The sequence below is a fragment of the Sinomonas flava genome (assembly GCF_039531875.1).
GTDB classification, from domain to species: Bacteria; Actinomycetota; Actinomycetes; order Actinomycetales; family Micrococcaceae; genus Sinomonas; species Sinomonas flava.
Window position 1 is genome coordinate 277,408 of sequence record NZ_BAAAQW010000005.1, and the last position, 11,852, is coordinate 289,259.

12 protein-coding genes and 1 pseudogene are annotated in these 11,852 nt (G+C 68.6%); 2 read left to right on the forward strand and 11 right to left on the reverse strand.

Annotated elements, in window-relative coordinates; translation table 11 throughout:
- Positions 1 to 28: 28 nt before the first annotated feature.
- From ABD298_RS09755 to ABD298_RS09770, 4 genes and pseudogenes are all read right to left on the reverse strand, one after another.
- On the reverse strand, positions 29 to 502 hold the full coding sequence (locus ABD298_RS09755) for an SRPBCC family protein (RefSeq protein WP_344299497.1): 474 nt from the start codon (positions 500 to 502) through the stop codon (positions 29 to 31).
- Positions 503 to 672: 170 nt separating this feature from the next.
- Positions 673 to 2,025 carry an MFS transporter gene (locus ABD298_RS09760; protein WP_344299498.1) on the reverse strand — a complete coding sequence of 451 codons (1,353 nt, stop codon included), beginning with the start codon at positions 2,023 to 2,025 and terminating at the stop codon, positions 673 to 675.
- Between the two features lie 210 nt (positions 2,026 to 2,235).
- Positions 2,236 to 2,691, reverse strand: a complete 456-nt coding sequence (locus ABD298_RS09765; protein ID WP_344299499.1) for a DoxX family protein — start codon at positions 2,689 to 2,691, stop codon at positions 2,236 to 2,238.
- An 81-nt stretch (positions 2,692 to 2,772) separates the two neighbouring features.
- Positions 2,773 to 2,889, reverse strand: a pseudogene (locus tag ABD298_RS09770) (glutathione-dependent formaldehyde dehydrogenase); the annotation flags it as partial.
- Between the two features lie 162 nt (positions 2,890 to 3,051).
- Here ABD298_RS09770 and purH point away from each other — a divergent pair.
- Positions 3,052 to 4,725 carry a bifunctional phosphoribosylaminoimidazolecarboxamide formyltransferase/IMP cyclohydrolase gene (gene purH, locus ABD298_RS09775; protein WP_344299501.1) on the forward strand — a complete coding sequence of 558 codons (1,674 nt, stop codon included), beginning with the start codon at positions 3,052 to 3,054 and terminating at the stop codon, positions 4,723 to 4,725.
- A gap of 124 nt (positions 4,726 to 4,849) precedes the next feature.
- Here purH and ABD298_RS09780 read toward each other — a convergent pair whose 3' ends face one another.
- From ABD298_RS09780 to ABD298_RS09810, 7 genes are all read right to left on the reverse strand, one after another.
- Positions 4,850 to 5,038, reverse strand: coding sequence for a hypothetical protein (locus ABD298_RS09780; protein WP_344299502.1), 189 nt, complete (start codon positions 5,036 to 5,038; stop codon positions 4,850 to 4,852).
- A 96-nt stretch (positions 5,039 to 5,134) separates the two neighbouring features.
- Positions 5,135 to 5,335 (reverse strand): hypothetical protein, encoded by a 201-nt coding sequence (locus tag ABD298_RS09785; protein ID WP_344299503.1) that lies wholly within the window; start codon positions 5,333 to 5,335, stop codon positions 5,135 to 5,137.
- A gap of 73 nt (positions 5,336 to 5,408) precedes the next feature.
- The gene (locus ABD298_RS09790; RefSeq protein WP_344299504.1) at positions 5,409 to 6,752 is read right to left on the reverse strand and encodes a hypothetical protein; all 1,344 of its coding nucleotides are present in this window, start codon (positions 6,750 to 6,752) and stop codon (positions 5,409 to 5,411) included.
- A gap of 94 nt (positions 6,753 to 6,846) precedes the next feature.
- On the reverse strand, positions 6,847 to 7,047 hold the full coding sequence (locus ABD298_RS09795) for a hypothetical protein (protein WP_344299505.1): 201 nt from the start codon (positions 7,045 to 7,047) through the stop codon (positions 6,847 to 6,849).
- A 208-nt stretch (positions 7,048 to 7,255) separates the two neighbouring features.
- Entirely contained in the window at positions 7,256 to 7,981 is a 726-nt protein-coding gene (locus ABD298_RS09800; protein ID WP_344299506.1) for a hypothetical protein, read from the reverse strand.
- A 97-nt stretch (positions 7,982 to 8,078) separates the two neighbouring features.
- On the reverse strand, positions 8,079 to 8,822 hold the full coding sequence (locus tag ABD298_RS09805; RefSeq protein WP_344299507.1) for an AfsR/SARP family transcriptional regulator: 744 nt from the start codon (positions 8,820 to 8,822) through the stop codon (positions 8,079 to 8,081).
- A 264-nt stretch (positions 8,823 to 9,086) separates the two neighbouring features.
- Positions 9,087 to 9,341 (reverse strand): hypothetical protein, encoded by a 255-nt coding sequence (locus tag ABD298_RS09810; protein ID WP_344299508.1) that lies wholly within the window; start codon positions 9,339 to 9,341, stop codon positions 9,087 to 9,089.
- A gap of 189 nt (positions 9,342 to 9,530) precedes the next feature.
- Here ABD298_RS09810 and ABD298_RS09815 point away from each other — a divergent pair, with 189 nt between their 5' ends.
- Complete coding sequence (locus ABD298_RS09815; RefSeq protein ID WP_344299509.1) at positions 9,531 to 11,753, forward strand: NADP-dependent isocitrate dehydrogenase; 2,223 nt, start codon at positions 9,531 to 9,533, stop codon at positions 11,751 to 11,753.
- Positions 11,754 to 11,852 lie beyond the last annotated feature (99 nt).

Genomic DNA, 11,852 nt, shown 5'->3' on the forward strand with positions numbered 1-11,852 from the left:
GCGCTGCGTGAGCTGGATCAGACAGGCGTCAGAACGCGTCGCCGGTCTGGGGACGTGAGTCCACGTCGCCTCGCCAGGCACCGGTTGCGCCGTGAGACTCGACGAACTCCTTGAACCGCTTGAGGTCCTTCTTCACCTGGGCGTCGTCGGCGCCGAACGCAGCGCCGAGCTTCTCGGTGGCCGAGTCCGGATCCCACTGGAACTGAACCGAGACCCGGGATTCGGTGTCGTTGAGCCGGTGGAACGTGACGACGCCGGCGTGGTTGACGCCTTCGGTGGTCTTCCACGCGATCCGCTCGTCGGGGTGCTGCTCGGTGATCTCCGTGTCGAACTCGCGCGTCTGACCTGCCACCTTGGTGGTCCAGTGGAGGTGGGTGTCGTCCCGCTGGACGACCGACTCGACCCCGCCCATGAACTCGGGGAAGCTCTCGAACTGGGTCCACTGGTTGTACGCGGTGGACACGGGGACGGCGACGTCGATGGATTCCTGCACTGTGGACATGCGTTTCTCCTTGAGGGTTGGCGCTGTACTTCGGCAGTGGGCGGCGCCTGTCAGGCGGTCGCCCTGTGCCTGCGGCCTCTCTCCGGACCGTCATCCTTTCGGCTACCCGACGCCGTGCGGCCCAAACACCGTGCGCTGCCCGGCCTGCCAGCCGCCAGGCCGCCGCAAGCTCAGGAGAGCGAGCGCTGCCGGGTCTCGGGCGCGGACACTGCCATCCACAGGATTGCGAGCACCACGAGGCCGCCCGTGAGCGCGAAGGAGGCAGCCAAGCCGAGGGTCGGCCAGAACCAGGCCGCGAACACGAGCGGGCCGATGCCGGCCCCGATGCGGGAGAACGTCGAGGCCCAGCCGAAGCCGGAGCCGCGCAGCTCCGTGGGGTAGAGCTCGGACACGTAGGCGTACAGCACCGGAATCGCCACCTGGACCACGAAGCCGAACGCGAGGAGCCAGCCGATGGCCGCGGCTGGAACGTCGACGACCCACGCTACGACCACGAGGGTCAGTGCCGAGAGCGGCCCGGTGACCGCGAGGATCCACTTGCGCCCCACGCGTTCGACGATGAGCGCGGCGACCACGACGCCGAGCAGGCCGACGGCGGCCATGCCCGCAGTCGTGAGGAAGGCCCGGTACTCGGCGAAGCCAGCCCCGATGAGGATGCGCGGCATCCAGGTGAGGGCGAGGTAGTAGACCAGCAGGATGCTGAAGAAGAGCGCCCAGGCCACACCCGTGACCCTCCAGTTGAAGCGCCACACCCTGGCCAGCTGCTCTGCCCACGAGCCGGGCGAGAGTCGCGGGACGTCGTGGGGCTCGGGGAGGCGGTACTCGGCGGACTCGGCGCCCGTGCGCTCGACGAGCCCGTCGATCACGGCCCGAGCCTCCGCACTGCGGCCCTTGCGGATGAGGAACAGCGGCGACTCGGGCACGCCCCGGCGGATCCAGAACACGAGCAGGGCGGGCAGGACCATGACGAGCAGCGGCAGCCGCCAGTCCGCGAACACCCCTACGAGCCAGGCGGACACGAAGCCGCACAGGGCGGCCCCGACCGGCCACCAGCCGTCCATGGCGGTCAGGACGCGTCCGCGCTGCCTCCGCGGCGTGAACTCGCCCACGAGCGCGTAGTCCACCGGGACGCAGCCGCCGAGGCCGAAGCCGGCGAGGAACCGGAAGACGCAGAACCACACGATGTCCGGGCTCAGGGCGCCGGCCACCGTGAAGACGGAGAAGATGAGCAGGGTCGCGGTGAACGCCACCTTGCGGCCGACCGTGTCGGCGATCGTGCCCCACGCGAAGGCGCCGACGGCCATCCCGATGAGGTTCGCGGTGCCGATCCACGCCGCCTGGGCCGGTTCGAGGCTCCAGTGGGCGGAGAGCAGCGGGATCAGGACGCCGTTGAGCGTCACGTCCCAGGCGTCGAACATGAAGCCCAGCCCACCGATCAGGAAGATCTTCCCCTGCACCCCCCAGCGCCAAGGAAGGTTCTGCACGACGGTGTCCCCGGTGGGCAGCGCGGTGGAGGTGCTCATGGAGCCAAGCCTAGCCCCGCCCCTCCCCTCGGTCTCGGGTACACCAAAACGCGCCTTGGGCGCTCTCGGGTGCGCCAAAATCCGCCTCTGGCGCTCTCGGGTACGCACGACGGCGGGCGGCCGGGCCGCGCGGGCCGCGTCGCCGACGTCGTGCGTACCCGAGACGGCGGGGCGGTGAATCTGGCGTACCCGAGACGGGCGGGGGCACCGCTACTTGGTGATCTTGCGCACCTTGGCCTTGGCCGTCTTGAGGGGCTTCCTCGGGCGGCGGCTGACGAGGAGGGCGACGCCGATGGCGGCGAGCCAGACGTCCTTGGCCATGGTGAGGCCCGCCTGAGTGGGCCGGACGCCGTCGGACTCCGTCATCCCGGGCGTCTTGGCGTACACGGCCAGGAGGCCGCCCGAGAACGCAGTGAGGCCGAGCGCCGCGAGCCGGGTCGGGACGAACGGGGCCAGGAGGGCGGCGCCGAGCCCGATCTCGGCGGCGGCCACGGCCTTGCCGAACGTCTCCGGAGCAAGCTGCTGGGCCTGCGGGAAGGCATTGGCGGTCATGTCCCGGAGGCCGGTGGCGCTGTCGCGGTCGAGCCGGAGCTTGGACAGGCCCTGGTTGAGGATGAACGCGCCCGTGGCGAGGCGGAGGACGGAGCGGCTGAGGCTGAATCCCATGATGGTCCTTCTCTGGTGGCTTCGGTGGACGCTGGTGATTGGACAATACGACGGCGATCAGGCGCCGCGGAACGCCCGGAGGCCGCAGATCGCGGCGAGGTCCACCCTGACGAGCGCGTCGTTCGGGTGCTCGATGGCCGGGATGTCCTTCTCCTCGACCCGCATCTTGTACGGTCCGCGGTAGACCATGGCTCGCATGTGGGGGCGCCTTCCTCGCGCGGTATCGTGCCGGCCACTGAGACATGCCCCTTCCGCCCCGGCGGGAAACATGCTGGGGCGGCGTGCAGGGGGCGGGGCCCGCCGCCCGGGCGGTCGATAGAATGGCCGGGACCCCTCCCCGCCCCGTTTCGAGAAAGACGAGTGCCTGTGATCCAGCTGGACCGTGTTCCCATCCGCCGAGCCCTGATCTCGGTCTACGACAAGACGGGCCTCGAGGACCTTGCGAAGGGGCTGCACGAGGCCGGCGTTCGGATCGTCTCGACCGGTTCGACGGCGAAGCGGATCGCTGGCGCCGGCGTCCCGGTGCAGGAGGTCGAGGAGGTCACCGGTTCCCCGGAGATGCTCGACGGGCGCGTGAAGACGCTTCATCCGCGCGTGCACGGCGGCATCCTCGCCGACCGCCGCGTGCCCGAGCACATGAAGACCCTCGAGGACATGCAGATCGAGGCTTTCGACCTCGTGGTCGTGAACCTCTACCCGTTCGTCGAGACGGTCCGGTCGGGCGCCGCGCTGGACGACGTCGTCGAGCAGATCGACATCGGCGGCCCGGCGATGGTGCGCTCGGCCGCGAAGAACCACGCCGCCGTCGCGATCGTCGTCGACCCGGCAGCCTACGGCGACGTCGTCGCTGCGGCCAAGGCCGGCGGGTTCGACCTCAAGACCCGCCAGCGGCTCGCAGCCAGGGCGTTCGCCCACACGGCCGCGTATGACACCGCGGTGGCGACGTGGACGGCCAGCCAGTTCCTCGACGAGGACGGCGACGGGGTGGTCGACTGGCCGGCGTACGCGGGTCTGGCCCTCGAGCGCTCCGAGGTGCTCCGCTACGGCGAGAACCCGCACCAGCAGGCCGCGCTGTACGTGGACAAGGCGGCTCCGGCCGGGATCGCGCAGGCAGATCAGCTTCACGGCAAGGCGATGAGCTACAACAACTACGTCGACGCCGACGCCGCCGTGCGCGCCGCGTTCGACTTCGACGAGCCCGCCGTCGCGATCATCAAGCACGCCAACCCGTGCGGCATCGCCGTGGCCACGCCCGGTGCCGAGGACCCGATCGCCGACGCCCACCGCAAGGCCCACGCCTGCGACCCCGTCTCCGCGTTCGGCGGGGTCATCGCGGCGAACCGCACGGTGACCAAGGGCATGGCGGAGACCGTGGCCGGGATCTTCACCGAGGTCGTCATCGCCCCGGACTTCGAGCCGGAGGCCGTCGAGATCCTCTCGAAGAAGAAGAACATCCGCCTCCTGGCCCTGCCGGAGGGCTACGGCCGGTACGCGACCGAGATCAAGCAGATCTCGGGCGGCGTGCTCATCCAGGTCTCGGACACCTTCGCGGCCGAGGGCGACGACCCCGCCAACTGGACGCTCGCCGCCGGCGAGTCCGCCGACGAGGCCACGCTCGCGGACCTCGCGTTCGCCTGGAAGGCATCCCGGGCGGCGAAGTCCAACGCGATCCTCGTCGCCAAGGACGGCGCCTCGGTGGGCATCGGCATGGGCCAGGTCAACCGCGTCGACTCGTGCCGCCTCGCCGTCGAGCGCGCCAACACCCTCGGGGTCGAGGTGGCGTCCGACGTCGACTCGGCCGGCGGCGCCCAGGGAACCGGCGGCGCCGGCTCGGCTCCGGAGCGCACCCGCGGTGCGGTTGCGGCGTCGGACGCGTTCTTCCCGTTCGCCGACGGGCTGCAGATCCTCATCGACGCCGGCGTGTCCGCGGTGGTCCAGCCCGGCGGTTCGGTGCGCGACCAAGAGGTCATCGAGGCGGCGAAGGCCGCCGGCATCACGATGTACTTCACGGGCTCCCGGCACTTCTTCCACTGACACGAGGGGAAGACTGAGGGAGGTCGGGGATATCCCCGACCTCCCTCAGCGCGTCTCGGGGCCAGTCCTGGGCGCCGCGCGGGGGTCTGATCCCGCGGGGGGCCGGCTCCTGGCCAGAGCCGGGTCAGCCAACAGAGACGCCGAACCCCTGGAGCGCGGTGGCCGCGGCAGTTGAACCGATCGTTGCGGCGTTGATGGCGAACGCCATATTGACTCCGATGACAGGAGCGACGTTGATCGTCGGACTGACGTTGAAGGTCAACATGGTGTCGCGGGCCGGGAGGAGTTCGGCGTGCTCCTCGGTGATGTCCACACATTCTCGAACTGACATACTGTGCTCCTAGTGGTAAGGGTGCCCGGCGTCAGACGCAAGGGGAGGCGAATGACGCCGGGCAGGTCAGGTGCTGGTTCAGCCCTGAATGACGTTGATGCTCTGGACAGCGCCAGCGGTCGCGACGGAGCCAATGGTCAGAACATTGGCGGCCAGTGCGGTGTTGGTCGCACCCACCAGTGCCCAGTTCAGGCTTCCGAGGTTGGCAAGCATCGTGTCGCGGCTCGGAAGCAGCTCGATGTCCTCGGCGGCGAGGTCAGCTGTGGTGATCTTCTGCATGGTATTCACCTCCTTTCGACCGTGAGGGTCGGATCTCTCAACGAGTGAGAGCGATCGTATGAAGTCCGCCTGTCTAGCTGTGGCGTCCGATCCTTAGCCGGCGGGACGGGGCTGCATGTCGGGGGAGCGGGTGCGGCGGTCTGACCCGGAGACGGCCCACCGTCCACTGCCCGATTGAGAGGGCAACCCTCGAGAGGACCAGGACCGCCCCTACAGTCGGCATTGCCAGAAGCAGGATCCCCAAGAGGGCCATGGTGGCTTCCAGAGGCTGTGCGAGGGCGACGGCGACGGCGAGAGTCTGCGCATGGACCGCTGCTGCGCCGATGGCCTGGCTGATGATGAAGGGGAGGCTTATCGCCACCCACGCGAGCACAAATGCCAGAAACGGGATGATGATGAGGACCCACGACGTCACGATCCATCGGGAGATGGGGCGGAGTTCGAGAACGCGCGGGTCCGGCGAGCGTCCCGGGACGAGACTCCTGAGGACAGGGACAACCCGCGAGAAGAGGTCAGGGACGCCAGCGAGGTCCGCAAGGACGAAGTAGCCGTCGAGGCGAACAGCCGGCGGCAGCTGCTGCACCATCTGCAGCTGGGTCACGATGACGAGCACGAGCAGCAAGGGGCTCCCCGTGAGCAGATAGCCCGCTCCAGCCGACAACACCCACCACAGGTGGAAGTAGAGGCCGCCGAGGTCGGTGCGGAGGCGCCCCGCACGATCGAGGCGGTACGAGTCGGTGACATCCGTGTAGAACGCGGGGAAGACGAGGTAGAGTCCGACGCCGATCACGCCTGGGGTTGCGCCGCCGTAGCGGCAGGCCGTTGCGTGGCCGACTTCATGGACGAGAGCTCCCACAGTCATGAGGACGACGAGGGCCAGCATCATCTGGGGCGTCATGAGTACGGCGGTGAGTGCGGTGGCGGCATCGGCAACGACGAAGAGCTGGATGTCGAGTGCCACGAGTGCTAAGCACGCGGCAATGACGACGGGTGGCCAGAAGAGAACCCTCAGGAGCCCAGACAGGCGTTCCACCGCACCGCGCGGCACGATCGTCGTCTTCGCGCTGAGGGCCAGAAGAGGGGCTGCGGTCGGGGCCGGAGCCGAAACGTCCGTGCCCGGATGCTTCAGCAAGCCGAGCGGCTCAAGCTTCGACTCGGCCAGCAGGGTGAGACCGTCGACGTCGAGTTCGCGTCCATAGCTGCTGCTTACCCGCTGGGCCAGCTCCGCGGGGGGAAGCGGTCGCTCCGCCTCGTTGAGGATCCTGTGAAGGAGCTCGGTGAGTTGGACGACTTGGCCGTCCGCGCGGCGCACCAGGTAGCTGCTGCGATTGAGCCCGGTTCCGGAGACGAGGCCCAGGAGCTCGAGACCAGCCGCGCGCTGCCAGCGCGTGGGGTGTGCTGCGAGTTCCTGCGTCATGTCCTGCTCCTGTCTGCGTACGGCTTAGGCCTGTCGGATGTGCTTCCGGGGATGGCCGCGATGCGGCGGCCACCCCCGTGAGGCGCAGTGGGCGCTAGAGCTGGACGACGTTGATGGACTGGCCCGCCACGGCGGTGGCTGCCGAGAGAGCCGTGCCGACGTTGAGCGCAGCTGCCGTGTTCGCGGCCACCACGCCCGCGATGTTGGCGCTGAGGACGTTGAGGACCATCGTGTCGCGGCTCGGGAGCAGCTCTACGGTCTCAGTTGCGAGGTCGGCGATGGACAACTTGGTCATTGCAATCACTCCTGATGCGTTGCGGATTATTCAAGTCGATTGCTGATCCAATCGATGGCACCAGTCAATCGGGAGGCCAGTTATCCGCCCGTTATCAGGGCGTTATCGGCGCTGCATGGGAACCCCGGCCGCTTCACTGCCGGGTACCACGGAAGAGGCCCCCTCCCGCTGTCAGCCGAAGGAGGCCCGGGGAACGCGCGAGAAGCTCTCAGTCCTCCGCGTCGACGTTGATGCGGGCTTCCACGGAACCTCCCGTATCGGCCGCGATGACGGCACGTGCCCGCTCGGCAGCGTCATTCGCCGAGGCATGGGCGCGCGCCGATCGCTCACTCTCGGGGCGCCATGAGTCGCTCTGGAAGCTGAAGCTCAGCTGCTGCTCGATCTGCCGCACAATGCTCCTGGCTGTGTCTGAGAGGTCCTGCGCCTTGCCGCCCACGATGATGTACTGGAACGCCGCGGTCGTCGAGGTGCACCCGGTGCAGCCCTCGTTAATTGACACGGCACGGTTGTTGGCGATGATCACGTTTGACCCTGTGGCCGTGACGACCTGCACCGAGACCGCGGTCGACGACGCCCAGTTGCCCGTTGTGTAGGCCGTCGCGGTGTTGTTGGCCCAGATGTTGGCGGCCTGAGCCGAGGAGAGGACCTGAAGGGTGGTTGCCTGGGCCGAGCAGCCGGAGCAGTTGGCCTGAGCGCTCGCGGTGGCCGAGGCTGGCGAGTCGTCCGACGATTTCAGCGGACCCCACACCGCGGCGGAGTCGACGGCGACCTTGTGGGCTGGGTTGGCGAACGCCCGTGATGCCACGTTGAGATACTTCCCCCAAGCATTGCCCTGGCCAGGGGCTGCGGACGCGGGCGCCACGGGGAAGGCGAGGAGCCCGGTGATGGTGAGCGCAGCGGCGGCGGCCGTTGACAGAGACTTCAGCTTCTTCACGGGTACTCGTTTCTCTCCGGATGCGGAACAGGGCAGGGCGGACCGACCCGGCGCGAGAGCGTCGGGAGGCAGGGGGGTGAGGGGGCGCCGTCGTGCGCTAGGCGGGGCGCATGGCGATGGGTGAGAGGCGGGGGCGAGGGCGCGGGTCGAGGCGTGCTGCCCGCGAACGGCTGGGTTCGGCCGGTTCGGTCGTGGCGATCTTCCGGACGGTCGCCATCGCGACCGGTCCGAGGAGGTTCCTGAGGCCATCGGAGGGTTCGACGCCGAGCTCCTCCCAGAGGCGGGCCTCGAAGTCGATGAAGGTGCGCCGGGCCCCGGCCGCGTTGCCGGCCCGGAGCTGGACCTCGATGAGCAGGCGCTGCGCGGATTCGCGCAGGGGCTCGATGGCGGCGGCCGACCGGGCGGCGTCGAGCGCGCGTTCGGTGTCCTCGTCCAGCAGATGCCGGCGGGAGAGGGACTCCAGGACGAGGACCCGCTGCTCGCGCAGCCGCTCCTGCTCGAAGAGGACCCAGTCGTCGTACCAACCTGGCAGGAGCTCGGCGGAGCGGAGCACGTCGGTGAAGTCCGGCGGGACGTCGGCTGGCCCTGCCGCACCGGCCCCTGCCAGGTGCGAGCGGAACTCGTGCAGGTCCACGGTGACCGAGCCGCTGAGGCCCACCGGTTCGGTCCTGTCGTCGAGCAGGCCGGGCAGCTGGTGGCTGATCTTGAACAGGGCCGCCCTGAGGTTGCCGCTGGCCTGCGCCTCAGAGCTGTCGGGCCAGAGCAGGCCGGAGAGGAACTGCCGTGGGCGTTCGCCCAGCAGAGCGAGGGCCGCGATCAGCCGCTGCTGCCGGAGCCCCACCTGAACGGTCTCTCCATCGCGTTTGAGTTGCCAGCATCCGAGTAAACGGACTCGCCATACCACCGCACTGATCCCCTCGTCATACCGTGATACTTCAGGCAGCAGGACAAGGACGCCCTCGAAGATCGGCGAGATGCAGTGTTCAAACGCGAGCCCGGCTGCTGCGTACGATCAGGATGATGACGCGGTCACGAGCCTGTCAATAACGGGTGTGCAATTGACAAATTCCTTCAAGGACCAGCTATTCGGCTCCCGCTATCGGGCTCAGGCGCCGGCGGCGCGGCGCGCGTCGGAAGAATCCTCCCCCGCCTGCTCCTTCAGCCAGCCCTCGACCGCGTGGAGGACCGAGTCAGGACTGTCGGTGACGAGGACGCTCGCAGGCGCCTCCGCGCCGGAGGCGCTCAGCAGCCGCACTCGCAGCCGCCCGTCCGGCTCCCGCCATGATCGGAGCACGAGTGTGCCGGACCCGGCCGAGTCCTCCGGGTCCTCGTGGATCTCCCTGTGGCTGCCTGAAGGCATCGACGCCTCGGATGTCATGTGTGCTGCCCCCAGCTAGTGACCGGGGGCAGGGCCCCGGTGCGCGTACCACCTGAACGTCACACAGTGTAAAACGACTCAGTCTGCCACGCGAGGAAGGCTCGGGTAGATTGGACCCGTTGATCTGGAAGAAGATCCCGCACAAGCAGCTCCACAGGGAGGCGCCCACCCATGGCCACCATCATCTATACGCATACCGACGAAGCGCCGATGCTCGCGACCCACTCGTTCCTGCCCATCGTGCAGGCATTCGCCTCGACGGCTGGGATCGACATCGAGACCCGCGACATCTCCCTCGCGGGGCGCATCATCGCAGCGTTCGGTGATTACCTGACGGAGGAGCAGCGCACGTCGGACGCGCTTGCGGAACTGGGTGCCCTGGCGAAGACGCCGGAGGCAAACATCATCAAGCTCCCGAACATCAGCGCCTCCGTCCCGCAGCTCAAGGCCGCCGTCGCCGAGCTCCAGTCGCAGGGCTATGCCCTCCCGGACTACCCTGACAACCCCTCCTCGGACGAGGAGACGGACATCCGTTCGCGCTACGACAGGATCAAGGGCTCCGCAGTGAACCCCGTGCTCCGCGAGGGCAACTCGGACCGCCGTGCCCCCCTCTCGGTCAAGAACTATGCGCGCAAGAACCCGCACTCCATGGGTGCCTGGACCGCTGATTCGAAGACCAACGTCGCCACGATGGGCGAGAGCGACTTCCGCGCCAACGAGAAGTCCGTCGTGCTGCCTGCCGACGACTCGCTGACCATCCAGCTCGTGCTCGAGGACGGCACCGTCAAGGAGCTCAAGAAGGGCATCAAGGTCCTCGCGGGCGAGGTCGTCGACGGCACGTTCATGGACTCCGCTGCCCTTGACACCTTCCTCGCGGCCCAGGTCACCCGGGCCCAGGAGGAGGGCGTCCTGTTCTCGGCGCACCTCAAGGCCACGATGATGAAGGTCTCGGACCCGATCATCTTCGGCCACGTCGTCAAGGCGTACTTCGCCGAGCTCTTCGACACCTACGGCAAGCAGCTCGCCGCCGCCGGCCTGAGCCCCAACAACGGCCTCGCCTCGATCCTCAACGGCCTCGACGACCTCCCCGAGGACGTCCGCGAGGGCGTCAAGAGCGCGATCCAGAAGTGCCTCTCGGACGGACCGGCCCTCGCGATGGTCGACTCGGACAAGGGCATCACCAACCTCCACGTGCCCTCCGACGTCATCGTGGACGCCTCCATGCCGGCCATGATCCGAATCGGCGGCCACATGTGGGGCCCGGACGGCAAGGAGCACGACACGCTCGCCGTCCTGCCGGACTCCTCGTACGCGGGCGTCTACCAGACCGTGATCGACGACTGCCGCGAGCACGGCGCCCTCGACCCCACCACCATGGGCACGGTGCCGAACGTGGGCCTCATGGCCCAGGCGGCCGAAGAGTACGGCAGCCACGACAAGACCTTCGAGATCCCTGCCGCCGGAACCGTCCAGCTGGTCAATGCCGCCGGCGACGTCCTCCTCGAGCACGCTGTCAAGGCGGGCGACATCTGGCGCGCCTGCCAGACCAAGGACGTGCCGATCCGCGACTGGGTCAAGCTCGCCGTGAACCGCGCCCGCGCCACCGGCTCCCCGGCCGTCTTCTGGCTCGACGAGGAGCGCGCCCATGACCGCAACCTCATCGCCAAGGTGCGCGAGTACCTCGGCGAGCACGACACCGAGGGCCTCACGATCGAGATTCTCGCGCCCGCCGAGGCCACCGCCTACACGCTCGACCGCCTCCGCAAGGGGGAGGACACCATCTCGGTGACCGGCAACGTGCTCCGCGACTACCTCACGGACCTCTTCCCGATCCTCGAGCTGGGCACGAGCGCCAAGATGCTCTCGATCGTCCCGCTCATCGCAGGCGGCGGCCTCTTCGAGACGGGTGCCGGCGGCTCCGCCCCGAAGCACGTCCAGCAGCTCGTCAAGGAGGACTACCTCCGCTGGGACAGCCTCGGCGAGTTCTTCGCGCTCGTGCCGTCCTTCGAGCTCTACGCCGAGCAGGCGGGTGTGCCTGCGGCTAAGGTCCTCGCGGACACGCTCGACCGTGCAACGGGCACGTTCCTCGAGGAGAACAAGTCCCCGGGGCGCAAGCTCGGCACCATCGACAACCGCGGCTCGCACTACTTCCTCGCCCAGTACTGGGCGCGGGAGCTCGCGCAGCAGACGGACGACGCCGACCTCGCCGCCGCGTTCGCGCCCGTCGCCGAGGCCCTGGCGTCGAATGAGGAGGCCATCGTCTCCGAGCTCCTGGCGGTTCAGGGCTCGTCGGTCGACCTCGGCGGCTACTACCACCCGGATGAGGCCAAGGTCTCCTCGGTCATGCGTCCCTCGGCGACCCTCAACGGGGTCGTGGACGGCCTCCGCAAGTAGGTCCCCTCATCGATTGCTGAGAAAGTGTCGTTCTGACAGCTCATAACGACATTTCTGGAGCAGTCGATTCACGCGCACGACGGCGCCCCGCACCTCGGG

Bases quoted from the DNA above. Each gene is read 5' to 3' on its own strand.
- ABD298_RS09755 (WP_344299497.1), bottom strand. From the start codon at position 502: ATGTCCACAGTGCAGGAATCCATCGACGTCGCCGTCCCCGTGTCCACC.
- ABD298_RS09765 (WP_344299499.1), bottom strand. From the start codon at position 2,691: ATGGGATTCAGCCTCAGCCGCTCCGTCCTCCGCCTCGCCACGGGCGCG.
- ABD298_RS09785 (WP_344299503.1), bottom strand. From the start codon at position 5,335: ATGCAGAAGATCACCACAGCTGACCTCGCCGCCGAGGACATCGAGCTG.
- ABD298_RS09795 (WP_344299505.1), bottom strand. From the start codon at position 7,047: ATGACCAAGTTGTCCATCGCCGACCTCGCAACTGAGACCGTAGAGCTG.
- ABD298_RS09815 (WP_344299509.1), top strand. From the start codon at position 9,531: ATGGCCACCATCATCTATACGCATACCGACGAAGCGCCGATGCTCGCG.
- ABD298_RS09760 (WP_344299498.1), bottom strand. From the start codon at position 2,025: ATGAGCACCTCCACCGCGCTGCCCACCGGGGACACCGTCGTGCAGAAC.
- ABD298_RS09790 (WP_344299504.1), bottom strand. From the start codon at position 6,752: ATGACGCAGGAACTCGCAGCACACCCCACGCGCTGGCAGCGCGCGGCT.
- ABD298_RS09810 (WP_344299508.1), bottom strand. From the start codon at position 9,341: ATGCCTTCAGGCAGCCACAGGGAGATCCACGAGGACCCGGAGGACTCG.